This is a genomic window from Roseovarius atlanticus, assembly GCF_019802205.1.
GTDB classification, from domain to species: domain Bacteria; phylum Pseudomonadota; class Alphaproteobacteria; order Rhodobacterales; family Rhodobacteraceae; genus Roseovarius; species Roseovarius atlanticus_A.
On the sequence record NZ_JAHVHQ010000003.1, the window covers coordinates 329,754 to 354,106 of the forward strand.

Here is a 24,353-nt window from a genome sequence, read left to right on the forward strand (position 1 = left end):
TGCTGATGATCGCGACCGTAAGGGTCGCGGTCATCGAAGGGCAAAGGTCTGGTTGGAGCCCTTTGCGGACACGTGTGATCTATAGTTCCGAGCGCCATTGACGGGCCGCGGCGCGGCGATCCGACGGTGGTTCGGCAGCGCTTGATCCAAGCCAAATCCGAAACAGAATTGAGCGATGCACCGAACGTCACCCAATCGCCGGGCCGTGGGAGCGGCCCGTCGATGGCGCGGGGCCTGCGGCCTGACTCCGCGCTGGGGCTGTAGATCAAACGTCTTTCATGTCCCGCTGAGCGGACTTGGCCTGCCCGGACCGATGGGGCCGGGACGCAGCACCAGGTCAGGCCGCGGTCCACTCCATGCCTTCGATCTTTTCGCGGTGTGCGAAGGTCACGAGGTGGCTGTCGATGACGCCCTTGGCGGCGGGCACGTTTTCGTCCTTGTCCACTTCGAAGCGGATGGTGAGCCCCTGGGGGTCCGATTCCATGATCGCCGGGCCGAAGACGAAATCGGCACGGCCGTGGTTGCCGTCCCAGGTGGCGTCGATCTTGTGGGCGAAATGCTTGCAGAGCTGGGTGAGGTATTTGGCGCCGTGCTCGGTTTCGATGCGTCCGATGAGGGTTGGCATGGCTGCCTCCTTTTCGTGAAGTGTTGGGCGTAGACTCTTCTTTTCGCTGCGGTTAAGCACAGCGCGACCGCGCCTGCAAAGCCAGACTTCCCAGCCATGCAGGTTTTTCAAGACAGAGGGAAGACATGCTCCGAAAATTCGCTTTTGTGCTTTGCCTTGCGGCGGGGCCGGCCGGTGCGCAGGACGTGACCGTCGAGACGTATCGTGGCCCGGTCACCGTTGCGCAGACCCCTGAAACCGTCGCCGTCTACGACATGGCGGCGCTCGACACGCTGGAGGCGCTGGGCATCGCGGTGGCCGGCACGATTTCCAACGTCTACCTGGACTACCTCGAGGACGCGGCGGCGGGCGCGGCGCGGATCGGCACGCTGTTCGAGCCGGACATGGAGGCGCTTTACGCGTTGCAGCCGGACCTGATCGTCGCCGGCGGGCGCAGTTACGAAAAGGTGCCGGACCTGGCCCGGATTGCACCGACGATCGATATGACGATCCATGAGGACACGCTGGCGACGGGGCTGAAGCGCCTGGAGGCTTACGGCGCGATCTTCGGCAAGCAAGCCGAGGCGGCGGCGCTGGCCGACACTTTGAGGCGCAAGCAGGCGGAGGTGACCGAGGCCGCCGCGGGCGCGGGACGGACGCTGATCGTGATGACGAACGGGCCTAAGGTTTCGGCCTATGGCCCGTCGGGGCGGTTCGGTTGGCTGCACTCCGCCTTCGGGCTGGAAGTGGCCGCCAAGGAGGTGGCGGGTTCCGACCACGGCGAGGCGATCAGTTTCGAATTCATCCGGCAGGTCGATCCCGATGTGATCCTGGTGATCGACCGTAGCGCCGCGATCGGCGACGTGGAGACGGCGACATCGACGCTGGACAACGTGCTGGTGCGCGAGACGAAAGCGTGGCGCAATGACAAGGTGATCACTCTTGATAGCGCGCCGATCTACATTGCGGCGGGCGGGGTTCAGGCCCTCAATGCCACAATGGACCAGTTGCTCGACGCGTTTTCCGGAAGCTGACCTTTGGGTAGGCTCCTTCTCGGACTGGTTGCGCTGGTGGCGCTGTCGCTCGTGTCGCTTTTCATCGGCGTGATCGACTTGCGCCCCGGGGCGCTGTTGCAAGACCCTGAGGCGCTGCAACTGATCGCGGTGAGCCGGGCGCCGCGCCTGTTCGCGGTGCTGATCACCGGGGCGTCGCTGGCGGTGGCGGGGACGGTCCTGCAGATGCTGGTGCGCAACCGTTTCGTCGAACCGATGACCGTGGGCAGCGGCGAGGGCGCGGCGCTGGGCATCCTGCTGGTCACGCTTTACGCGCCGGCGGCATCGCTCTTTGCCAAGATCGCGATGGGGTCGGCGACGGCGTTTGCCTCGACCGCCGGTTTCCTGCTCATCGCCCGGCGGCTGCCGCCGACGCAGCCCTACATGGTGGCCCTTGTGGGGCTGGTCTATGGCGGGGTGATCGGGGCCGGCGTGACCTTCGTGGCCTACCAGAACGACCTGTTGCAGATGATCGGCGTCTGGATCACCGGAGAGTTCTCGGGCGTGTTGCAGGGCCGGTACGAGACGTTGTGGCTGGCCGCCGTCGCTGCGGTGCTGTGCTTCGTGGTGGCCGACCAGTTCTCGATCCTGGGGTTGGGGCACGCGGCCAGCATCAACCTCGGCCTCAATTACCGGCAGGTGATGCTGTTCGGGCTTCTGGCCGTGTCGCTGGTCAGCGCGCTGACCGTGGTCAGCGTGGGGATCATCCCGTTCGTGGGATTGATCGTGCCCAACATCGTGTCGCGCATGATGGGCGACAACCTGCGCCGCACGCTGCCGGTGATTGCGATGACAGGCGCGGGGCTGGTGCTGTTGTCCGATATCGTGGCCCGTGTGCTGCGCTATCCGTTCGAGATGCCCTCGGCCACGGTGCTGGGGGTCGTGGGCGCGGTCGTGTTCATCTGGCTGCTGTACCGTCCGGCGCGCCATGCCCCGTAGGCGGCTGATCGTTCTTGCGGTGCTGTTCGTGGCGTCGGCGGTGGCCTACATGACGATCGGCGCGCGCGGCAACTGGGGCTTCGTGCTGGAGTTTCGCGGTGCGAAACTGGCGGCGCTGTGCCTTGTGGCGGTGGCGCTGTCGACCTCGACCGTGCTCTTTCAGACGATCACGCAGAACCGCATCCTGACACCCTCGATCATGGGCTTCGACGAGCTGTTCGTGCTGATCGTGGCGATGGGCGTCTTCGTGTTCGGCATGACCGATTACCTTGTCGTCACGTCGTGGGTTCAGTTCGTCGTGTCGCTGGTGCTGATGACCGGCGCGTCGCTGCTGCTGTTCGGAACGCTGTTGCTGCAGGAGCGGCCCGACCTGATGCGGATGATCCTGACCGGGCTGGTGCTGACCGTGCTGTTCCGGTCGCTGCGCACCCTGCTGGTGCGGATGCTGGACCCGAATGAGTTCAGCGTGGTGCAGGTGTCGTCCTATGCCCGGTTCCACCAGATCGAGACCGGCCTGCTGGCCATCGCGGCGGCGACCATCGGCGCGGCGCTGATCGGCGCTTGGGCCATGCGGCACCGGCTGGACGTGCTGTCGCTGGGCCGGGAGGCGGCGATAAACCTGGGCGAGGACGTACGACGCGGCACGTTGCAGGCGTTGTTCCTGATCGGCGTCCTGGTGTCGGTGGCGACCGCGCTGGTCGGGCCGACGGCCTTCTTGGGGCTGCTGGTGGTCAGTATCGCGCATGCGGTGACGCCTACGGGGCGGCACGCGGTGCTGCTGGTCTCGGCCGCGCTGATTTCGGCCACGACGCTGGTCGGGGGGCAGGCCCTGCTGGAGCGCGTGTTCGGGCTGGTGACACCGCTGACCGTGGTGATCGATCTTGCGGGCGGCGTGCTGTTCCTGGTGCTGGTGATGAAAGGATTGAAGCGATGATTTCGGTGACGGGCGTGAGCCACGACCTGGGCGGCAGGGCGGTGCTGCACGACATCGAGCTGGAAATCCCGAAGGGCAAGGTGACCGCGCTGATCGGTCCGAACGGGGCGGGCAAGAGCACGCTTCTGTCATTGATCGCGCGACTGGCGCGGCACTGTGCAGGCCGGATCATGGTGGACGAGCTGGAGGTGGGCGTCTGCGCATCGAATACATTGGCGCGGCGGCTGGCGATCCTGCCGCAGAGTTCAGAGATCGCGCCGCGCCTGACCATCGAGGAACTGGTGGCGTTCGGGCGCTATCCGCACCACCTGGGCCGGCCGGGAAAGCATGACCGCGAAAAGGTCGCCGAGGCGCTGACCCTGTTCGATCTGGACCCGCTGGCGCAGCGGACGCTCGACACGGTGTCGGGCGGGCAGAGGCAGCGGGCGCTCTTGGCGATGATCTTTGCGCAGGATACCGACTACATGCTGCTGGACGAGCCGCTGAACAATCTCGATATCGCGGCGTCGCGGTCGCTGATGGCGCTGTTGCAGAGGCTGGCGCGGGAGCATGGGCGCACGGTGGTGATCGTGCTGCATGACATAAACTATGCCTGTGCCTATGCCGATCATATCGTGACTATGAAAGGGGGGCGGATCGGCCCGCAGGGCGATGCTGAAACCCTGGTGGACGGCAGGCTGATGCACGAGATTTTCGGGACCGACGCAGTGGTGCACAGGATCGGCGGGCGGACCTTCGTGGCGGTCTGAACAAGCCCGTTCGGATGCCTGGCGTCTTCCCGCTTAGGATTCGGAGGCCAGGGTCGCCAAGCTCGTCCAGAACAGGCTGGACGATCGTGGCTTTGCCGCGAAGCTTGAGCGGAGCGTCTCAGCCGTTGCCATGGGGCGGCATGCCGCAACGCGGGCCGTTCATGCCGCTGGCCTGCCGCCTGCTTCGCAAAGCATCAACTGTGATGTTCGGATCTGGGCCGAAGCACCGAGCGGGGCCCCAAAACCTGACGAACGGTCTTCGGTTGTGCGAGCATGTCTTGATTGTGCTATCGTGTCCGTCAGGAGGGTCTCATGGTTGAGCGTCATCATGTTGAAGAGATCGCACAGGTTCTGGACGGTCATGCGTCTGGTCGGGACGGTTACGTGGATGCCTCCTGGCGTCGGTGCGTCGAGCTTTACGGGATGGACCCGACGCGCAGTGATCCGGCCCATATCGTAACGGACACGGAGTTTCGCATACATCGCGATCAGGCTGATTGGATGATCGGCGCGGCGCGCTCCAGCCTGCAAAGCCTGTTTCGCCAGGTCACAGGACAGAACTACGTTCTGTTGTTGACGGACGCAAAAGGCGTCTGTGTCGATTTCTTCGGCGATGATCTGTTTGTCGACGAGTTGCGCAACGCAGGTCTTTACCTCGGTTCGAACTGGTCCGAAGACCTTGCCGGTACCTGCGGTGTCGGGGCTTGCATCTTCACGGGCGAGCCGGTGACCGTGCATCAGGACGATCACTTCGGAAATGCCCACACGGGGCTGTCATGTACCGCAGCGCCGATCTACGACAGCCTAGGGCAACTTGCGGCAGTGCTGGATATTTCTCTGCTGCGCTCTCCGGCCCCGAAAAGCAGCCAGAACCTGGCCATGTCCCTGGTTACGGCGGCCGCCCGGCGGGTCGAAATGGCCAATCTCATGGCGGCCAGCCGTCGCGAGTGGGTGCTGAGGTTTTCCTCCAGCCCCGAATTTCTCGACGTGGACCCGGAAGCGGCCGTATCACTCGATGGGTCAGGGCGGGTGATCGGGGCCACGCGCGCCGCTACACGGATGCTGTCGCGTGGCAAGAGCCTGATCGGTGAAAGGATCGACAGTCTTCTTGGATTGACGGTCGATGACCTGCCTGACCTGATGCGCGATCGTCCCACCGAGGAAAGGGTCGTGGCCTTGGGAGATGGAGGCGCCGTGTTCGGCCATGCCATATCACCGCAGGCTCCGCGCAGGGCGTCCGTGGGAGCGGAGGCTTCGGAAAGACGTGCGCTGAGCGGTTTCCATGCAACCCTCGCTGGAAGCGACCCGACCTTGATCCGGCTCTTGACGCAGGCGGACCGGCTCGCGCCGACGCAGGTGCCGTTGCTCATCTGCGGCGAAAGCGGCAGCGGCAAGACCAAGCTGGCCCGCGCCATTCACATGGCATCCCGCCGCGGGCGCTTCGTTGCCATTGATTGCGCCGGAACGCACCCCGAAGAGATGCGTGACGCGCTTAACGGTCAATCGGGGCCGGGAACGTTGCTGCTGCGTCGAATCGAGGATCTGCAGCCGGACACCGCACGGGTTCTGGCGGGCCTTTTGGATGCGAACCCGGATCTGCGCCCGATTTCGACCACCACATACGCGTCGTCGGACCTGATGGCGCAGGAGATCATGCCATCGGCGCTTTATTTCCGGCTTTCCGGCTCCGCACTGGAATTGCCGCCGCTGCGCGAAAGGCAAGACCTTGGCTGGTTGATCGACCGCCTGCTGAGGCGTCGCCGTGGCGGGGAAATGCGCCTGACGCCTTCGGCGCGGGCCGAACTGACTGCGCGCAACTGGCCAGGCAACTTGCGCGAACTTGGCAATGTGCTGGACGTGGCCTGCGCAATGGCGGAAACCAACGTGATTGATCTGCCCGATCTACCTCCCGCCCCGCAGTCTCGGGCGCACGAGCAGGATCTGGAGGCGGTTCTGGACGCCTGCAACTGGAACATGGCCCGTGCCGCGCGTCGATTGGGGGTCAACCGTTCCACGGTTCTGCGCCGCATCCGCAAAGAAGGGTTGCGGGCGCCCGACTGAGATGTTGCGTCTTGTTGCGTGTGCAACATGCTGGAGCGCGGCAATCACATATAGGACGACATTGATCGGATTTCCGTGGAATGGCCGCAGGGCCATTCGCCACTCTTTGCTCATCACATTGCTGATGAGGAGGAACCGCAATGCTCGATTCGACAGTCACCACGCAGGTGCAAGAGGTGCTCGACAGCCTGAACGCCGCCTTGGAGGAAGGCGACGTGCAGGCAGCAAGCGCTCTGTTTGCCACCGACAGTTACTGGCGCGACCTGGTCGCCGTGACCTGGAACCTCAAGACGGTAGAAGGGCCGTCCGGAGTTCAGGACATGCTGACGGCGCAATTGAAACACACCAAGCCGCACGCGTTCGCTATCCAAGAAGACGAAGCTCCCGGCGAGGATGGCGGTGTCGTCACCGCATGGATCACGTTTGAAACCGCCGTGGGCCGCGGTTGGGGCCTGATGCGCCTGAAGGATGGGCGGATCTGGACACTGCTGACCGCGCTGCAGGAATTGAAGGGCTTCGAGGAAAACAGCGGCAAGCGCCGCCCGATGGGCGCAGAACACGGCGCCGCCAAGAATCGCAAGTCGTGGAAGGAAAAGCGCGAAGCCGAAGCCGCCGAGCTTGGATATTCCGAACAGCCATACACCGTGATCGTCGGTGGCGGGCAGGGTGGTATCGCCCTTGGCGCGCGCCTGCGCCAGCTGGGCGTGCCGGCCATCGTTCTCGACAAGCACGACCGGCCCGGCGACCAGTGGCGCTCACGCTACAAGTCGCTCTGCCTGCATGACCCGATCTGGTACGATCACCTTCCCTACATCAAGTTCCCCGACAATTGGCCGGTCTTCACGCCCAAGGACAAGGTGGGCGACTGGCTGGAGATGTATACCAAGGTCATGGAACTGAACTACTGGAGCCGCTCCGAAGTCACCAGCGCCAAGTTCGACGAAGCCGCAGGCACCTGGACCGTCACCGTCAACCGCGACGGCGAAGACGTTACCTTGCATCCGACGCAGCTGGTGCTGGCCACGGGCATGTCCGGCAAGCCCAACATGCCGGAGTTTCCCGGCATGGACAGCTTCAAGGGCACGATCCAGCACAGCTCGCAGCACGAAGGCCCGGACGCCTGGAGCGGCAAGAAAGTGGTCGTCGTCGGGTCGAACAACTCGGCGCATGACATCTGTGCCGCGCTCTGGGAGGCAGATGCCGATGTGACGATGGTCCAGCGCTCGTCTACTCATATCGTGCGGTCCGATACGTTGATGGATATCGGGCTTGGCGCGCTCTACTCCGAAGAGGCGGTGGCCAATGGCGTGACGACCGAGAAGGCAGACATGATCTTTGCCTCGCTGCCATATCGGATCATGCACGAATTCCAGATTCCGCTCTATGACCAGATGCGCGAGCGGGATGCCGAGTTCTATGCCGGGCTCGAGAAGGCCGGGTTTGACCTCGACTGGGGCGATGACGGGTCTGGCCTGTTCATGAAATACCTGCGGCGCGGCTCGGGATACTATATCGACGTGGGCGCCAGCCAGTTGATCATTGATGGCGAGGTAAAGCTGGTGAAAGGCCAGGTCGAGCGCTTTGACGCGACCGGCGTGGTGCTGTCGGATGGAACGCATCTGGACGCCGACCTGGTGGTCATGGCGACAGGATATGGCTCGATGAACGGCTGGGCCGCAGACCTGATCAGCCAGGACGTTGCAGACAAGGTTGGCAAGGTCTGGGGGCTCGGCTCCGACACCACCAAGGACCCCGGCCCCTGGGAGGGCGAGCAACGCAACATGTGGAAGCCGACCCAGCAGGACAACCTTTGGTTCCATGGCGGCAACCTGCACCAGTCTCGCCATTATTCCTTGTACCTTGCGTTGCAACTGAAGGCGCGGATGGAAGGCATCGACACGCCCGTCTACGGCCTGCAGGAGGTGCATCACCTGTCGTGATGCCGTGACCGGGCAGCACCTAACATGGCGCGCCCAAGCGCCCGGCACCTTCCTCCCGCCGGGCGCACCCCTTACTGACATTGGAGAAAAGAAATGAAAGCAGCACGTTGGCATGGCGTGAAGGATATTCGCGTCGAAGACATCACGGAACCGAAACCGGGCAAGGGCGAGGTGAAGGTCAAGGTCGCATGGACCGGGATCTGCGGTAGCGACCTGCACGAATATCTGGCAGGGCCGATTTTTGTGCCTGTGGATGACGATCACCCCCTGAGCCACGACAAGGCGCCGATCACCATGGGGCACGAATATTGTGGTACCGTCGCGGAACTGGGCGAGGGCGTCACGGATATTGCGGTGGGCGACCGCGTCGCCATCGAACCGATATTTGCCTGCGGGGAGTGCGCCGCTTGTCTCGAAGGTAAATACAACCTGTGTGACAGCCTCGGTTTCGTCGGTCTGTCCGGCGGGCACGGTGGATTTGCCACCTACAGCGTTGTCCCCGCCCGCATGGTGCACAAGATGCCCGAGGCGCTATCCATGGAGCAAGGCGCGCTCGTCGAGCCTGCTGCCGTCGCCCTGCACGCGGTGCGCCTTTCGAAGATCAAGGCGGGTGACAAGGCCGCTGTCTTCGGCGCGGGTCCAATCGGACTTCTGGTCGTGGAGTCGCTGCGCGTTGCCGGCGCGTCAGAGATTCACGTCGTGGAGCCCTCTGAGGTGCGGCGGAAAAAGGCGCTGGATCTCGGCGCGACCTCGGCGATAGACCCGACCGCGACCGAGGCTGTCGCGGCGGTTCGAGACGCTACGGGTGGGGTTCATGTTGCCTTCGAGGTGACCGGCGTACCTCAGGTTCTGCCGCAATGCATCGACGCCACGCGCCACGAGGGACAGGTTCTGGTCGTGTCGATCTGGGAACAGGAGGCCTCCTTCCAGCCCAACACAGTCGTGCTAAAGGAACGCCAGTTGCAGGGCACCATCGCCTATCGCAATGTCTACCCGGCGGTCATGGCGCTGATGACCCAAGGGTATTTCAGCGCCGATCAACTGGTAACCAAGCGGATTCCCTTGGATGAGATCGTCGCAGAAGGCTTCGAAGCGCTTGCCGCGGAGAAGTCACATGTGAAGATCCTGGTCGAAGCGCCCGACTGACGTCCCGCCGCAGAAGAAACCCGGCCGCCCCGATCACAGGCGGCGGCCGGAGCCCCTTACAGGGGTCATTCACACCCCATGTATTGCATCGGTTTGATGTGTTTTGCGGCTGACGGTCGGCACTGCAATTCAAGCGCTGGAAAAAAACTGTGCTGGATGCTGCATCTTCGCGCAGCAGGCTGTCCCTTTTCGCTCGCCCTTAGGTTCGAGAATTCACCAGGGGTTCGGCGCTGTTGTCAGTGCATCAAACGTGCAGGTCGCCGAGGATCCTCACATGGCCCAGAACGCGGTTATGTAGAGGTCGCTTGCCGGAAAGCCCATGGTCTTTGCGGCACTTCGCAGACGGCGTGCAGCTTTCTTTTCACCGGCGAACCAGATCGCCGACGTCGAATGTCGCGGCAGAGCTTCGAGAGCGGCATCCGCGATTGTTTGGCCGGTCTGGCGCGACAGCCATCGGACCGAAACTCCCTCACGCGCTGGGAGCGGGTAGGGGCTTTCGGCACTGCCGGCGGTTTCGAGGATCACCTCGGCCTTGGCCCCCTCGGGCAGTCCTTCAATCAGTCGTGCCACGGCAGGAAACCCTGTCTCGTCCGAGGCGACCAACAGGCTTTGCGCGTCCACCAGCCCGCCGCCCCCGGGGCCGACGATGCCCACACGGCCGCGCCGCAAGTCCCCGGCACGTATTTCCTCGCACCACTCCGTTATGCGTCCACCGTCATGGCGGAACACGTCCATGACCATCACATTCGACGCCGGGTCCAGGCTGCGCACGGTGTAGACCGGAATATGCGGCGCGCCGGGTCCTTTGGGCCATCGCGTCGACCCGTTGGGTGCCACCGTGGGCCAGTCCGGTGTCATGCCGCTGGGCGGCAGAACCAGCCTGAAATGGATCGACTCGTCACCAAACACAGAAACGTCTTCCACCTGCAGGCTGACGCGCAGAAAGGCGTCTCCCAACCGCTCGACCTGCGTCACCTGCCCGAATTGGAAATTCGGGGGAAAGCCCCCTGTTGCGGCACTGTCGGACCAGCGCATCGTCTCGGCCAAATCGGGCGAGACAGTGCGCAACTGCTCGACCAGGGCGTTTTTCATCACGAACAGGGACCGGGTGTCGGACGCCGCGACCATGCCGGTCACGGAGGCATCGACGCCTTCACGCAGCCCAATCAGACCATACCCCGTTTCCACCGTCACCCGGCCCGGTTCGTCTTCCTGCAGGGGCAGGCCGTGCTCCTCGGCTTGGTGCAAGAGCATCCTGCGGATCGAGTCGAAGGCCACGCCCGGCAAGTCGGCGCGGGCTTCCTTAATGTACTGTTTCCGCGTCATGTCGGACGTCTCCGGGCATCGAGCCTGCGATCAGACGTTGCCCGCAGGATTAGCGGAACTGTCGAGAAGGACACCACGCTGGCGATGCAGAAAAAGATGCCGTAGCCCAACCACTCCGCGATCACGCCAGCGGCCAATCCGGCAAGCATGCTGACGGTGGCGTCCATGCATTGCAGAAGGGTAAAGTCGACACCACCCTGCCGAGGGTCCGACCACCGCATAAACTGTGCGTAGAGTGCCACGAAGCCAAACGCCATTATGGCGCTGCTGGTGACCATGGCAAAGGGCGCCACCTGCGCCGGTGCGAAAAGGCCGGTGCCAGCGGCGACAGAGACAAGCGCCAGCAGCGAGGCTTGTGCCAAAACAGCTCCGACAAGCACCCGGCAGCTACCGAAGCGGCGCACCACGGCGCCACCCGTCAGGGCTCCGGAAAGTCCCAGAGTTAGACTGCCGAGCCCGGACAGGAGGCCCAGGTCCCCAAGGCTGTAACCCGCGTCGATAAAGAAGGGACCGAAAAGTCCCATCGCCGTCTTCTGAGCCACCACGTACAGTGCCGCAATCATCAGCCCACGGCGAAGGTCGGGCCGGAGCAGCGCGGACCGCAGGTTGGGCACATGCGCTCGTGTCACCGGCTTGGCCGCGCGACCTGCCAGGAAAACGAAGGGCAGGCAGATCACCGCGATCACGCCCGCCATGCTCCAGGTTCCCACGGCCCAGCCGGCGCGATCCACCAGGATCAGGAAAGCCCCGCCGCCGATGGCCGAGCCGATATACGCGCCGCCCACCTGCGCCGCGTTTCCCCAACCGTAACCAGTCTGCGACAGGGCGGCCACGGCGTAGCCGTCCACCGCGATGTCGACCGTCGCCGTGGCGGCGGCGGCCACCAGCAGAACGCCAAGCACGGCCAGCACCGGAACCGGCCCGATTGCACCGACCAGCGCCAGCATGGTGACGACAACGGCGATACCGGCCATCACCAGCTCCGCCGAGCGGTCCCTGCCCACCGCGGGTAATCGCAGCCGCTCGAAGGCCGGAGCCCACAGGAATTTCAGTGCCCAGGGCAGCACGATCAGCGAGACGAGACCGATATGGTCCAGCGGCAATCCCTGGTCCCGCAGCACGCCGGGCAGCCCGCTCCAGGTCAGTCCGCCCAGCACGCTTTGCGCCACGTAGATCCCGCCAATAGCCCCGACGATCCTGACTTGATCTGCTGCCATTCCTCAGAACCGGCGCTGCACGGCAACGGTCGCGGTCCTACCCTGGTGGCGATAGCAATAGCCGGCGCTACAGGTCTGTCCGTCCTCGTCGAAGACGTTGCGAACATTGGCCTGCAATTCCAGACCTTCATAGCCCTGCTTGGCGAAATCGTAGGTCATCGCCAGATCGACGAAAATCCGGTCGCGATTCTTGTACGTGTTCTGATCGTCGCCGTAGCTTTCGCCGACATAGCGCAGGCCGCCGCCAATGCCGAAGCCTTCCATCATACCGCTTTGCGGTTCGTAGAATGCCCAGAGTGCGGCCTGATGCTTGGGTGTGCCGGACAACTGGTTGCCGACCGTGCCGGTGGTCCCGGCTTCGATTTCGACATCGAGATAGGTATAGCTGCCGGTCATCCGCAGTCCGTTCCCCAGGTTGACCTTTCCTTCAAGCTCGAGCCCCTGAGAGCGCAGGTCATAGGGCACCTGGACCTGGTTCAAGCCGCCGAAGACGGCGCTGTTGACCGGCTGAAAAACGACCCCGTCCTCCTGCTGGATGTCGAAGATCGACGCGGTGATCAGACTGTCGGTTCCGGGCAGTTCGTACTTGAAGCCAAGCTCGGTCTGCACCGCCTCTGTCGGTGCGGCAGGCCTGTCACTGGCAGGATCGGTCGGGTCGGAATAGGTCACGCCCGTGTTGGGCACGAATGTGCTGGAGATATTGGCAAAGGGCGTCATCCCGTTCGCCATCGCGAAAGAGACGCCGATGCGGCCGGTAAGGGCTTCGTCGCGCGTTCTCGTGCCGACGCGCGCCGCATCGAACGTGGTGGTTTCGACATAGTCATACCGCCCACTGACAAAGACCTTGAGCGCGCCTCTGGTGATCTGGTCATGAAGGTAGATCCCCGTCTGTTCGATTTCCTGCCCTTGGCTATAAGGCGCAGGTGAAGCCTCGACCGCGGCGGCCGAGGCGGTGCCAAAGGTGGAGTACGCGTCGAATTCGGACGAGGTGTAATCCACTCCTGCCACGAACTGGTGCGTCAGGGCCCCGGTCTCGAACTCTGCCTCGATGGTGTTGTCGACGCTGAAATTCGACTGGTTCTCGAAATACTTGCCCCACCCGCGCCCGACGACCCCGCCGCCGAAATCATACAGCCCGCTATACCGCAATTCACTGTCCACCTCGGAAAAGCGCAACTTCTGGCGCAGTGTCACCGCGTCGGTCAGCTCATGCGCGATCTCGTAACCGATGCGATACTGCTCGTTGTCGAACGTGTTGTAGGCCGGATCGCCGCTATAGGTCTCCGACGCCACGCCCGGTGCCGGATTGAAATAGGTCGCGGTCGCCCCGACGGTAGAATCCGAGTATTCCGTCAGAAGCGTGATGCGCGTGCGCTCCGTCAGGTCGTAGGTCAGCGACGGCGCGATAAGCACCTTGTCGTCCTTGTAGCCAGGCAACGGCGTGTCCGCGTCCCGCACGAGACCTGTCAGTCGGTACAGCAGGCGGCCATCTTCATCCACCGGACCAGTGAAGTCGAACGCCACCTCTGCGCGGTTGTCGGTGCCCGTCGTGAAACGCAACTCGTTGAACGGCTCGGACTTCGGACGCTTGGACACCACGTTCACCAAACCGCCCGGACCGCTGACACCGTACAGCGAAGAGGACGGTCCCTTCAGGATGGCGATGCCTTCCAGCGTGTAGGGGGCGTTGACATACCATGCCGACGGCCCGTTGACCTGCCGCAAACCGTCCCGGAAGAACCCGTTGTTGAACGCCGGAAACCCGCGCAGGTAGAACGCGTCATACCGGCTGTCGAACCCGAAAGTGCTGGTGGTGGTACCAGCGGAGAACTCCAGGGCCTCCAGAAGCTGACGGGGTTTGCGATCTTCTATTTCGTCCTGCGTGACCGTACCGATCGACTGCGGAATGTCCGCGATCCGGCTCTCCAGCTTGGTCGCCTGCCGACCGGACTGCGCGACATACCCGTCCTGTTGCAGTGTCTCGTCGCTTTCGGATTCCAGCTCGATCGTTCCAAGCTGGACCGGGGTGCCCTCCTGCGCGATGGCCGAGAGGTTCGTGGTCAAAAGGGCGACGGTGGTCAGGCTGAGGTACTTCATACTGTCCTTGATTTGTTTTGAATTTTTCAGTTCGCTTCGCACGTAGAGAGGACCTGATCCAAAGAGTCAAACTGTTTTTGTCAGGTATTGTGTGTGCAGCTAGGGAGGTACTGCCAGCGGCTTTCGAACCAGCAGGCACAAGGACAGAAGAACGGCTCTTCAGGTGCCGAAAGGCGTGGATTGAGGCCGCATAGATTTTGTTAGGGAAAACGGCACCCGCCGGCGCGGCGGAGGTAAGTCCTTGACGAGAAATGCAGAACCATGTGGTGCTGTTCAAGAGGTGGCACGAGTCGAATAGTCCTGCCTCTCGGGCGGGGGAAATGTCGTTTGAAAACAGAAATGCGGAAGCGCGAGATTGCCTCTCTCGTCAGATAGGCTTGCCTCTCACGGGCCGCGTGGTGCTCGTCAGCGCCCGAAGCTGCCGTTCAGGCAGCGTGCGGCGAAGGTCGGCAGCGAGCCCGTATTTCCATATGCTGCGGACAGGCCGAACGGCAGCTATGGCGATCACATACGACTGGCAGCAGGCCCACTCATAATGCGCTTGCGGCGGGCCGGAGATTCTGCAACTGATCTCGGCGTCGGTTTCCTTCGGGAATGAAAAGGGAATCCGTTCCGGCCTTGGCCGGTAAACGGAACTGCCCCCGCAACTGTAGGCGGCGAGTGCCTCTCGAATGCCACTGGGATTGTCCCGGGAAGGCGAGAGGTGCGGAAACCCGCCAGTCAGGAGACCTGCCGACGGACATGAAACCACGACCGGACGGGGTGTGCCGGGGCGGGAAACGCGACGTGGTCGTCTTGGCCTATTCTGTTTCACGTCTTGCCCCTGACGGTCCTATCTGACGGGACGGATCGGATGAGACAGACCCTGATTGCAGCCACTTTGGTGGCCAGCGCCGCACTTCCTCTGCAAGCGCAGGAAACAAACTACCCCCTCAATCTCACGAATTGTGGTGTCGAAGTATCCTTTGACGCCGCTCCGGACAGCGCCGTGACTATCGGCCAGTCTGCGACGGAGATCCTCTATTCTTTGGGTCTTGCGACCAAGGTCTCGGGCACCTCGGTCTGGTTCAATCCGGTCCTGCCGGAATTCACCGAGGTGAACGAAGGGATCGAGCGGATTGCCGATAACGACCCGAGCTTCGAGAGCGTGGTCGCGAAGAAGCCCGGCCTGGTTGCCGTGCAATACGAATGGCACGTCGGCGAAAGCGGGATCGTGGGGACGCGCGAGATGTTCCATGACATCGGTATCCCCACCTACATCATGCCGGCCGATTGTGACACCAAGGACAATTCCACTGGCGGGGACGGCACGCGGACGGGAGCCTTCGAGACGGCGTCCGTCTACAAGGGCATCCGGGAGTTGTCGGCGATCTTCGACGTGCAGGGCGCGGGCGAAACTCTGGTTGCAGAGCTTGAGGCTGTTGAGGCCAATGCGGTCGCCCGGGCCGAGGGGCTCGATCTGCCGGACGATCTGTCGGCGGTATTCTGGTTTTCTTCGGCCGATCTGGAGATCGATCCCTATGTCGCCGGGCGGCTCGGCGCGCCGGGCTACATGATGAGCGCTCTCGGCATCGAGAACGTTATCGACTCGGATGAGGAGTGGCCGACGGTCGGATGGGAGACCATCGCCCGCGCTGATCCGGACATCATGGTCATCGCCTATATGGATCGCCGCCGCTTTCCGGCCGATGATGTCGAGAAAAAGCTGGAGTTCCTGCGCAACGATCCAGTGGCAAGCCAAATGACGGCTGTTCAGGAGGGGCGGATCGTGCAGATCGACGCCCATGCAATGAGCGCGACGATGCGCTCGATCTACGGGCTGGAAACGCTGTCCGAGGCGCTCTCGGAGATGTCGTTCGAATGACGATGGTGTCCGCGCCTCCGCGGGTCGCGCCGGGGCGCGGCCTGTGGGCGGCGCCCCTGATCCTCGGTCTCACCATTCTCGCCGGGACGGCTATCGGCGAGACACGGCTGTCGTTCGCCACCGTCCTTCAAACGCTGGCGAACCACGTTTGGGGCGAAAGCTATCCCGTGGACGGGATCGAGGCGGGGATCATCTGGAGTTATCGCCTCCCTCGGGCCATCGTCGCCGCCTGTTGCGGCGCGGGGCTGGCGCTGACAGGCGTGGTGCTTCAGGCGCTCCTGCGAAACCCGCTGGCCGATCCCTACCTTATGGGCCTTTCGGCGGGAGCCTCGACCGGCGCGGTTCTGGTAACGGTTGCGGGCGTCGGCGGCGGCGCGATTTCCATGTCGTTCGGGGCGCTGACTGGTGCGCTTCTCGCATTCGGGTGTGTCGTGGTCCTGGCCCATGCCGTGAGCGGAGGCGCCGGTGGCGGCCGCGCCACACAGGCTGCGGCCGCAATCATCCTTGCGGGCATTGCCGGATCGCAGATGTTCAATGCGCTCACGGCCTTCACCATCGCCCGCTCGGCCAATGCCGAGCAGGCACGGGGCATCATGTTCTGGCTGATGGGCAACCTCTCTGGCATTCGTTGGGAAGATGTCACGGCCTGCACGCTGGTCTCCCTTGCCGGGGTGGGTCTCTGCCTCTGGCACCGGCGCGGGCTTGACGCCTTCACCTTCGGGGCTGACGGGGCGGCATCGCTCGGGATCAACGTGCCGGCCCTGCGCGGTAGCCTGATCACCGCAACCGCGATCATGGTCGGCGTTCTCGTCTCGAAGGTGGGGGCAATCGGCTTTGTGGGGCTGGTCGTCCCCCATGCCATGCGGTTTCTCGTAGGCACGCGTCACGACCGTCTGGTGCCCGCATCTGCCCTTGCCGGGGCAGTGTTCCTTGTCGCGGCCGATGTGGTCAGCCGCGTCATAGTCCCGGGTCAGGTCCTGCCCATCGGAGTGGTGACCGCACTCGTCGGCGCCCCGGCCTTTGCGTTGATCCTCGTTCGAGGTGCGCAGCGATGAGGATCGAAGTGCAGGCCCTGTCGGCGCGCGTGCATCGCACGCCGCTCCTTCAGAACATCACGCTCCGGATCGAGCCTGGAGAGCTGTTCGGCCTGATCGGCCCTAACGGATCGGGCAAGTCGACGCTGATGCGCTGTCTCGCCGGGCTGCGCCGGGCTTCCGCCGGGCGCGTCCTGGCTGAAGGTGCGGACCTTGCAAGGATTCCGGCCCGGACGCGCGCGCAGCGCATCGCATTCGTTGAGCAGCAGGCCGACACCACGGATCGCCTGACCGTCCGCGAAGCAGTTGAACTGGGGCGGACGCCCTACCTCTCGCCGTTGCGGGGCTGGAGCGGGGTCGACGATGCTGCAGTGTCGGACGCCCTTGGCGCGGTGGAGATGACCACGTTCGCCGATCGCCTCTGGCATACTCTCTCGGGCGGCGAGCGGCAGCGCGTCCACATAGCCCGCGCGCTTGCGCAGACACCCGATCTCCTCTTGCTCGACGAGCCCACCAACCACCTCGACATCCGCCATCAGCTTTCGCTCATGGAACTGGTCGGGAGCCTTCCGATAACCCGCGTCGTTGCGCTGCACGATCTGAACCAGGCCACGGTCTGCGACCGGATCGGGGTGCTCAACGGGGGTCGCCTTTTCGCCACCGGCTCTCCGACCAAGGTTTTGAGCGAGCCGCTGCTGGCCGAAGTTTTCGGCGTGGCGGCCATGCGCCATGCCGCTCCGGACGGCTCGCCACGCCTCCATTTTTCTCATGCTCTGTAAAGGATCGCCCATGCGACTTCTAACTGTGTTGATCACCCTTCTGCCGTCCATCGCATACGCCGAAACCCATGACGTGAAAATGCTTACGCGCGGAGACACCGGCGCGATGGTCTACGAGCCCGCTCACCTGCAGATCGCTCCCGGCGACACGGTCCGTTTCCTGGCCACGCAGCGCGGGCACAACGCAGCGTCCATTCCCGAGATGCTACCCGAAGGTGCCGAAAGTTTTATCGGAAAAATCGACGAAGAGATCTCCGTCAGCTTCGAGATCAAGGGACGCTACGGCATCAAGTGCTCACCGCATTACGCCATGGGCATGGTGATGATTATCGACGTAGGGGACGTCGACGGTGCATCGCCGCTGCCGGATGCAGTGCCGCGACGTGCGCGTGAGCGGATGTCAAAGATTCTCATGACTGGCGAATGATACCCGGAACGCGGTTGTCCGTAGGTGAAGCGGACCCTCGTTCATACCCCAGCGAAGGTCTGTAAAGTCCGCACACGAGCCGTTCTGGACAGACGCGGCGAAGATCGGGACCGACCCCTAACTGCACCATCCGAGATTCTCGCCGCGTACGCACGGAGCGAGAATGACCAAGGCGGGCGCGGAGATTTACGCTGGGTGGCAGCGACAGAGCCGGACCTTCTTGCAGTGTGCAGCATGTCCTTGGTGTCCCTCGCGGTCCCAACGTCAGTATTCCTGGCCGCAGCTAAAATCTCGGGTCCCTCACTCCCTCGCCGCGTCGGCGAGCGGGGAATCGAGGTAGCCCTCCTCGTCTCCTCCGTACCAGGTTTCCTCGGGTGGTACGGGAGCAAGAGGAACATTGCGCCGGAGACGGTCCACGAGATCGGGATTGGAGAGATAGGGCGCTCCAAACGCCACTGCGTCGATGGTGCCGGCGGCAAGGGCGGCTTCGGCCCGCTCCTTGTCGAACCCGCCATTGGCGATGATCGGCCCGTCGTAATGTTGCCGGAAGTGGCGCGCCGTACCGCCGGCCAGTTCGGCGACGGGTGTGGTCGACAGGTCCTCTGCGCTTTCGTAGAACTGGATGTAGGCAAGGCTCATCTCGTCGATCCGCGAGACCAGATGCTCGTAGGTGGGCACGGTCGCCGCGGTCGGCTGGAGATCGGCAAGTCCGATCGCAGGGCTGAGCTTCACGCCGACGCGGCCGGCGCTCCACTCCGAGACCATGGCTGCCAGCACGTCGAGGGGGAACCGGGTTCTGTTCTCGATGCTGCCGCCATAGTCGTCCTCGCGTTGGTTGAAATGGTCGCTGAGGAATTGTGGAACGAGAAAGCCGATGATGCCATGCAGTTCCACGCCGTCGAAGCCGGCCTTTCGCGCCAGTCGCGTCGCGTATGCATAGTCGTCGATCGTGCGGAGGATATCGTCCCGCGACATGGCTTTCGGCACCGGGCTTGTGTGGAACGTGCCATTGGCGAAGACACGCACGTTCAGCCCGATGGGTGACGGGGCGAGGGGCGCCCTGCCGCCGAGCAACGCGGGATGTGAGGCCCCGCCGGTATGTCCCAGCTGAACCGAAATGCGCCCGCCGGCCTCGTGTACTGCCTCCGTGACGCGCTTCCAGCCTTCGGCCTGGGCCTCGCTGAACAGGCCCGGCACGTCCGTGGCACCGATGGCCTCGACGCTCGGCCAGGTTCCTTCCGTCAGGATCAGGCCGGCCGATGCCCGCTGGCGGTAATACTCGGCCTGCATGGGCACCGGGACGTGATCCGGATTGCGCGTTCTGGCCCGGGTCATCGAGGCCATGATGATGCGATTGGGAAGCTCGAGCTCGCCAAGCGTGATGGGATCGAAGAGTGTGGGAGTTCTGGTCGTCATGAGGACACCTTCAAAGTTCGAGGAGGATATTGCCCGGTTTCCCGGGGGAGACCGCGGCAGCGATCGCCGCGGCCAGATGACTCGCCGGAAAGGACCCGGCGTGGGCGAAGAGGTCGGGAACGGTCTGGCCGAGACGGAGCGCGGCCCGCAGGTCGCCCGCCTGGTCTTCGATGCCGGTATCCTGATGCCATGTCCCGATCGTCACGCCGATCAAAGACAGTCCCTTCGCGATGAAGGGCGTATGATCGACTGGCCGCGCATCGAGCCTGCCATAGGACACGATCCGCGCCCCGGGTTCTGCCAGCACCGCAAGTTCGGTGAGCAGCGTGCCACCGACACCGTCGATGATCGGGCCGATCCGGTCATGCGCAAGCTCGCGGACGCGTTCTTGCCAATCGGCGGAAGACGTGTCGACGATGTCGCCTCCCGGCAGGATCGCCGCCAGCCTGTCGGCACTCTGCGCCGAGCGGACCAGCCGGATCGGGGCCAGGCCGGCTTCGAGGGCGAAGGTTGAAATCAGCTTTCCGGTGGAAGAGGAGGCGCCGGACTGCACCAGGCGTCCGCCATTCTGGCGGGCGGCACGCAGGACATGACGCGCTGTGACGGTATTGACGAGGAGTTGCGCTGCAATGTCGTCCGGTACGTCTGGCGGAAGCGCGACCAGGGCCTGCTTCGGTACCACAACGTGTGACTGCCAAGCGGCCGGCGCGAAGAAGGCGACCCGCGATCCCGGCGCCAGGCCCGTACCGGCCAGCGCTCCGGGAGCGGCGTCAGCGACGACACCGGCGCCTTCCAGTCCCGGGACGCGCGGCCACTGTGCCGGATCGCGCACGCCTTGCGCGGCGATCAGTTGCAGATCGCCGGGATGAATGGCGCTGCGTGTGACTTCGACCAGCACCTCGCCAGGTTTCAGTGGTCGAAGTTGCGTCCGCTCGATCCGCAGAACATTTTCCGGCGCGCCCGGCCGGTCGTGGACAATGCGATAGGGAGCTTCCATGGATTGCCTCATCGGGTCCGCTCGGGCGCGCCGTTGAATGCCGGAAAGGATCTGGGTGCCGGCCAGGGCAGAAAGAACTCATGACCGGCCAACGTCGAGCCGACCGCCTGCATCCGCCCGCCGAGAGCCAGAGGGCCAAGGTCGACCGGCGCGAAGCCGAACTGTTCGAGGAGGTCCGCGACCTGTTCGACGGCATCGCCATCGTCTCCGGAGACAAATATCGCCCGCCGGAAGGGGCCGACGGCAGGAGCGGTCTCGAAGTTGGTCATGAAGGTCGCGTTCAGCGCTTTGACAACGCGGGCTCCTGGCGCGAGCGCCGCCACGAGCTCGCTGGAGCTCGCCGCATCGGGAACCGTCCGCCCCTCACCGTCGAAGGCATTGGTGGCGTCGATCAGAATACGTCCGCGCCAGTCCGGCAAGCCGGACAAGGCGTCTTCGACCTGGCTCCACGGCACGGCCAGAAGGACAATATCGCAAGCTGCGGCCTCTTCACGGGCGGCGGCACTCACCGCTGTTCCGATGGCCGACGCCAGGGGGGCGAGATCCTCCGGCCCCCGTCGGTTGCTGAGGATCATTCGATGTCCGGCAGCGGCCGCTTTGCGGGCAAAAGCCTGAGCGACCTGGCCGGCTCCAATGGTTCCGATCTGCATTGTCTTCTCCGTTCGTTGCATCGCGCCCTGGCGGCGTTGAACGGGAAGATGGTTGCCTTCACTACAAAATGTCTAGTACATACAAAAATGTAAGTGTAAACTTTTCCGGGGGCGACGATGGAGCCAAGTCGATACAGATGCGGAATGGAAGCCGCGGTGGACCTTATCGCCGGCAAGTGGAAGCTTCTGATCCTGTACCACCTGGGCCGCGAGCGCCTGCGGTTCGCGGCACTTCGTCGTGTTCTCGGCGACGTGAGCGAGAAGGTCCTGGCCGAACAGCTGAAGGCGTTGGTGGCCGACGGCCTTGTGCGACGGATCGACTTCCGGACGGTGCCGCCTCATGTCGAATACGAACTCACGGAGTTCGGACACGATTTCTGCAAGAGCTTTGCGGCCGTTTGCGAGTGGGGTGACAGGAACATGGACCGCGTCGCCAGGATATCAGCGGCCAGGGTCCGGGAGGACACGCGAGGCGGGCGCAAGCGAGAGGCCGGGGCGTAAGAACCTTGTCCCGTCGTAATCCGTGAAGAATGCCTGGCCCTGGGTGCGTTATGTAGCGACCCGGGCTCTTGCCGTCGCGGCGGGCCCGGGTCTTGCAGGTCAGGGGACGAGGACGACCCGGCCAAGGATGGAGTTTTCCTCGGAATGGGCATGTGCCGCCGCGGCCTCGGCAAGCGGAAACCGTCGTTCGATGGGAGCGTCGATTTCACCGGCGGCGGCCAGGCGCAACATGTCGTCAACCGTCCGGTGGACTTCGGGTTTTTCGAGCTGGCTGCCCATGAACACACCCAGAAGCGTCTGGTTGGCCTGCAGGGCGGGCCAGAGATCCAGTTCCAGCGATGCGCGCCCCGCATTGCCGACGAAGACCAGACGGCCCTCGGGTCGAAGTCCAGCAAGCGATCCCGCGAGCGTGGAGCCGACAGGATCGACGACCAGGTCCACGCCCCGGCTGTCGGTCAGCCGCATGACCGCCGCGGTCACATCCTCGGTGCGATGGTCGATTGCGGCATCCAGCCCATAAGCCTGCAGGCGCGCCGCGCGATCGGCGCCCGAGACGGTCGCCAAGACCTTCGCGCCGGCGCGATGGGCCAGCTGGATCGCCGCGACTCCGACGCTGCCGGCTCCGCCCTGCACGAGCAGTGTCTCGCCCTCGATCAGTTTTCCGCGCGCGAACAGGCTGTGATGGGCCGTCCCGAAGGAGATCGGCAGGGCGGCCGCAGCCGCCATGTCCAGACCGTCCGGCACGATCCATGTCCGCGTGGCTTTCACGGCGCGCAATTCGGCATGGGACCCGCCCATGTCGAATGACGTCACCTTCTGCCCGACGAAGCGGTCATCAACCTGCGCGCCAACCTCGACGATCTCGCCCGAAGCCGCATAGCCCAGAATGTCGCCCGCTGCCTGGAGTGCCGTCGTTGCACGGTTGATAAGGTCGCCGCCCTCTATCGAGATTGCTTCCACCCGAAGGAGCACTCCATCCTCGGGACAGGCCGGTGCCTCGACCTCCGTGTAGCTCAGGACATCCGGTCCGCCTGGAGCTTCATAACGTGCCGCTTTCATGACGTTTCCTTTCTTCGCCGTTTTGTTTGCAAGATGGCAGACCTGCCGGATTTGCCGAATCCACAGTTCGCATGGGCGCTGCTCTTGCCTTTCTGGCACTTAGTGTCATATTATTTGACATTCAATGCCGATAAGGTTTTTACATGTCTCAAGACGAAACGACGCTCCGGCTGGCGCGCCACGCAGCGACGCTCTTTCTCGAACGCGGGGTTTCGGCGACTACCGGCGATGATATCGCCCAAGCCGCCGGGGTTTCCAAAAGGACGGTCTGGCGCCATTTCCGTACCAAGGAAAACTGCGTGGCGCCCCTGTTCTCCAGATCGTCGCTGCAATTCGCCTGCCATTTGCGCGACTGGCCGACAGATCGCGCATTGGAGCCGCATCTGCAAATTTGTCTCGCCCCCGAAAACCAGTCCGCACAAGACATTGCGGACGGTATCCTGGTGGCACGGCTTCTGGCGGTTCTGCCGGGCGAGCCCGATCTTCGAGCTTCGTGGCTTTTGGCGTGTCACGAAGGCGAGGTGCATATGCGCGACGTCATTGCTTTCAGGCTCGACCGCTCCGCGAATGAGTTCGAGATACGGCTCTGCGCAGCCTTGGTTTCGGCCGCCGTTCGCATCGTCGACGAGACGATCAGCCTCGCGGCAATCGTTCACGGTCAGGTCTTGAGCGCCGAAGAGGTCATCGAGCGGCTGGCAAATGCCATCCGCACCGCGAGCACCCTGCCTTTCTGCGATCCCGTGCCCCCCGATCCTTTCGGGGACCGTCGAACCATGGTGACGGAGGCGTCGCGATGACCAACCATTCGCCGACGCGTCCCGGCTGGCCTGAGATCATTGCCGGGCTGACGGGCCTTGTCGTGGTCGGCTTCGGCGGGTCCATTCTCGTGACGCGGTTGCCGATCGATCCCGCCGCCATTGGTTTGATCATGACGGCGATGTCGGGAATTGGCGGGATGGCGGGTTTTCTGGCAGCCTACTGGTTGCGCCGGCTTGACCTTGCGGCCTTTGGTATCCGCGCCACGACCAGGTGCTGGATTCTGATCGGAGTCGTGGGTGGCATCCTTGGTTTTTTAGCGAAGAGCGCGGCGATACTGGCCTATATCGCGATCACCGGCGATGAATCCTCGCCGCAGGATATTTATGCCGACGGCGGCAGCGGAGGAGCGCTCAACCTTGTTCTGGCGACGTTCTTCCTCGCAATCGTCACCCCGTTGGGCGAAGAATTCCTGTTCCGCGGCGTGGTGACCACGGCACTGCTGCGCTACGGTGCCGTGGTTGGCGTTGTCGGGGGCGCGCTGATCTTCGCGGTGTTCCATGGCATCAACCCCATCTTTCCAGCCGCCTTCGTCAGCGGCCTTGTCGCGGGTGAAGTCTTCCGCCGCAGCGGTTCCATCTGGCCCGCCGTTATCGTCCACGCCGTAATTAACCTGCCCACGGTGCCCGTGCTCGTAATGGCCCGCATGGCGGCGTGAATTTTCAGGCCAACGACTGACCCTGACGCGGCTGCAAGTCTCTTGCCGTCGTCAGTCGCTCAACCCCGACACAGCAAGAGCCTCTTC

The 24,353-nt window shown here is 63.7% G+C and carries 21 protein-coding genes, 2 pseudogenes and 1 riboswitch; of the genes and pseudogenes, 15 read left to right on the forward strand and 8 right to left on the reverse strand.

Features of this window, described 5'->3' with window-relative positions; all coding sequences use genetic code 11:
- Nucleotides 1-337: 337 nt before the first annotated feature.
- The gene (locus tag KUV49_RS07440) at nt 338-625 is read right to left on the reverse strand and encodes a DUF2218 domain-containing protein (RefSeq protein WP_222449399.1); all 288 of its coding nucleotides are present in this window, start codon (nt 623-625) and stop codon (nt 338-340) included.
- A gap of 125 nt (nt 626-750) precedes the next feature.
- On the opposite strand from KUV49_RS07440, the gene KUV49_RS07445 reads away from it, so the two are divergent.
- From KUV49_RS07445 to KUV49_RS07475, 7 genes are all read left to right on the forward strand, one after another.
- The gene (locus tag KUV49_RS07445) at nt 751-1,638 is read left to right on the forward strand and encodes a siderophore ABC transporter substrate-binding protein (protein WP_222449400.1); all 888 of its coding nucleotides are present in this window, start codon (nt 751-753) and stop codon (nt 1,636-1,638) included.
- Between the two features lie 3 nt (nt 1,639-1,641).
- A complete protein-coding gene (locus tag KUV49_RS07450; RefSeq protein ID WP_222449401.1) occupies nt 1,642-2,595 on the forward strand; it encodes an ABC transporter permease in 954 nt (317 codons plus the stop codon).
- Nucleotides 2,585-3,529 carry an iron chelate uptake ABC transporter family permease subunit gene (locus KUV49_RS07455; protein WP_222449402.1) on the forward strand — a complete coding sequence of 315 codons (945 nt, stop codon included), beginning with the start codon at nt 2,585-2,587 and terminating at the stop codon, nt 3,527-3,529. Before KUV49_RS07450 ends, KUV49_RS07455 begins: the two co-directional genes overlap by 11 nt.
- Nucleotides 3,526-4,278 (forward strand): ABC transporter ATP-binding protein, encoded by a 753-nt coding sequence (locus tag KUV49_RS07460; protein WP_222449403.1) that lies wholly within the window; start codon nt 3,526-3,528, stop codon nt 4,276-4,278. Before KUV49_RS07455 ends, KUV49_RS07460 begins: the two co-directional genes overlap by 4 nt.
- 312 nt (nt 4,279-4,590) lie before the next feature.
- Nucleotides 4,591-6,339, forward strand: a complete 1,749-nt coding sequence (locus KUV49_RS07465) for a sigma-54-dependent Fis family transcriptional regulator (protein WP_222449404.1) — start codon at nt 4,591-4,593, stop codon at nt 6,337-6,339.
- A 140-nt stretch (nt 6,340-6,479) separates the two neighbouring features.
- Nucleotides 6,480-8,279, forward strand: coding sequence for an NAD(P)/FAD-dependent oxidoreductase (locus tag KUV49_RS07470; RefSeq protein WP_222449405.1), 1,800 nt, complete (start codon nt 6,480-6,482; stop codon nt 8,277-8,279).
- Nucleotides 8,280-8,372: 93 nt separating this feature from the next.
- Entirely contained in the window at nt 8,373-9,425 is a 1,053-nt protein-coding gene (locus tag KUV49_RS07475; protein ID WP_222449406.1) for a 2,3-butanediol dehydrogenase, read from the forward strand.
- A gap of 270 nt (nt 9,426-9,695) precedes the next feature.
- Here the strand turns inward: KUV49_RS07475 and KUV49_RS07480 are convergent, their stop codons facing one another.
- The 3 genes from KUV49_RS07480 to KUV49_RS07490 are packed head-to-tail and all read right to left on the reverse strand — an operon-like array spanning nt 9,696 to nt 14,065.
- The gene (locus KUV49_RS07480; RefSeq protein ID WP_222449407.1) at nt 9,696-10,751 is read right to left on the reverse strand and encodes a siderophore-interacting protein; all 1,056 of its coding nucleotides are present in this window, start codon (nt 10,749-10,751) and stop codon (nt 9,696-9,698) included.
- Nucleotides 10,748-11,968 (reverse strand): MFS transporter, encoded by a 1,221-nt coding sequence (locus tag KUV49_RS07485; protein ID WP_222449408.1) that lies wholly within the window; start codon nt 11,966-11,968, stop codon nt 10,748-10,750. The genes KUV49_RS07480 and KUV49_RS07485 overlap by 4 nt, the downstream gene beginning before the upstream one ends.
- 3 nt (nt 11,969-11,971) lie before the next feature.
- Entirely contained in the window at nt 11,972-14,065 is a 2,094-nt protein-coding gene (locus KUV49_RS07490) for a TonB-dependent siderophore receptor (protein WP_222449409.1), read from the reverse strand.
- Between the two features lie 562 nt (nt 14,066-14,627).
- A riboswitch (cobalamin riboswitch) is annotated at nt 14,628-14,817 on the forward strand.
- A gap of 101 nt (nt 14,818-14,918) precedes the next feature.
- On the opposite strand from KUV49_RS07490, the gene KUV49_RS07495 reads away from it, so the two are divergent.
- Genes KUV49_RS07495 through KUV49_RS07510 form a run of 4 tightly spaced genes read left to right on the forward strand, consistent with a single transcriptional unit; the run spans nt 14,919 to nt 18,169 of the window.
- Nucleotides 14,919-15,929, forward strand: coding sequence for an ABC transporter substrate-binding protein (locus KUV49_RS07495; RefSeq protein ID WP_222449410.1), 1,011 nt, complete (start codon nt 14,919-14,921; stop codon nt 15,927-15,929).
- Nucleotides 15,926-16,984: a FecCD family ABC transporter permease gene (locus KUV49_RS07500; RefSeq protein WP_222449411.1), complete on the forward strand. Its 1,059-nt coding sequence runs from the start codon at nt 15,926-15,928 to the stop codon at nt 16,982-16,984. Before KUV49_RS07495 ends, KUV49_RS07500 begins: the two co-directional genes overlap by 4 nt.
- Complete coding sequence (locus tag KUV49_RS07505) at nt 16,981-17,742, forward strand: ABC transporter ATP-binding protein (protein WP_222449412.1); 762 nt, start codon at nt 16,981-16,983, stop codon at nt 17,740-17,742. Before KUV49_RS07500 ends, KUV49_RS07505 begins: the two co-directional genes overlap by 4 nt.
- Nucleotides 17,743-17,767: 25 nt before the next feature.
- Nucleotides 17,768-18,169, forward strand: a complete 402-nt coding sequence (locus KUV49_RS07510) for a pseudoazurin (protein WP_315899526.1) — start codon at nt 17,768-17,770, stop codon at nt 18,167-18,169.
- Between the two features lie 300 nt (nt 18,170-18,469).
- On the opposite strand, the gene KUV49_RS07515 is transcribed toward KUV49_RS07510, so the two are convergent.
- The 3 genes and pseudogenes from KUV49_RS07515 to KUV49_RS07525 all read right to left on the reverse strand — a co-directional run.
- Nucleotides 18,470-19,585 (reverse strand): alkene reductase, encoded by a 1,116-nt coding sequence (locus KUV49_RS07515; protein ID WP_222449414.1) that lies wholly within the window; start codon nt 19,583-19,585, stop codon nt 18,470-18,472.
- Between the two features lie 10 nt (nt 19,586-19,595).
- Nucleotides 19,596-20,582, reverse strand: a complete 987-nt coding sequence (locus KUV49_RS07520; RefSeq protein WP_222449415.1) for an alcohol dehydrogenase catalytic domain-containing protein — start codon at nt 20,580-20,582, stop codon at nt 19,596-19,598.
- Nucleotides 20,583-20,590: 8 nt separating this feature from the next.
- Nucleotides 20,591-21,259 (reverse strand): annotated as a pseudogene (locus KUV49_RS07525) (NADPH-dependent F420 reductase); the annotation flags it as partial.
- A 117-nt stretch (nt 21,260-21,376) separates the two neighbouring features.
- On the opposite strand from KUV49_RS07525, the gene KUV49_RS07530 reads away from it, so the two are divergent.
- Nucleotides 21,377-21,733 carry a winged helix-turn-helix transcriptional regulator gene (locus KUV49_RS07530; RefSeq protein WP_222449417.1) on the forward strand — a complete coding sequence of 119 codons (357 nt, stop codon included), beginning with the start codon at nt 21,377-21,379 and terminating at the stop codon, nt 21,731-21,733.
- A 99-nt stretch (nt 21,734-21,832) separates the two neighbouring features.
- Here KUV49_RS07530 and KUV49_RS07535 read toward each other — a convergent pair whose 3' ends face one another.
- On the reverse strand, nt 21,833-22,792 hold the full coding sequence (locus KUV49_RS07535; protein ID WP_222449418.1) for a zinc-binding alcohol dehydrogenase family protein: 960 nt from the start codon (nt 22,790-22,792) through the stop codon (nt 21,833-21,835).
- A gap of 143 nt (nt 22,793-22,935) precedes the next feature.
- Between KUV49_RS07535 and KUV49_RS21710 the strand changes: the two are divergent.
- From KUV49_RS21710 to KUV49_RS07545, 3 genes and pseudogenes are all read left to right on the forward strand, one after another.
- Nucleotides 22,936-23,082, forward strand: a pseudogene (locus KUV49_RS21710) (helix-turn-helix domain-containing protein); the annotation flags it as partial.
- A 9-nt stretch (nt 23,083-23,091) separates the two neighbouring features.
- Entirely contained in the window at nt 23,092-23,589 is a 498-nt protein-coding gene (locus KUV49_RS07540; RefSeq protein ID WP_261391081.1) for a hypothetical protein, read from the forward strand.
- A complete protein-coding gene (locus KUV49_RS07545) occupies nt 23,586-24,266 on the forward strand; it encodes a CPBP family intramembrane glutamic endopeptidase (RefSeq protein WP_222449420.1) in 681 nt (226 codons plus the stop codon). The genes KUV49_RS07540 and KUV49_RS07545 overlap by 4 nt, the downstream gene beginning before the upstream one ends.
- Nucleotides 24,267-24,353 lie beyond the last annotated feature (87 nt).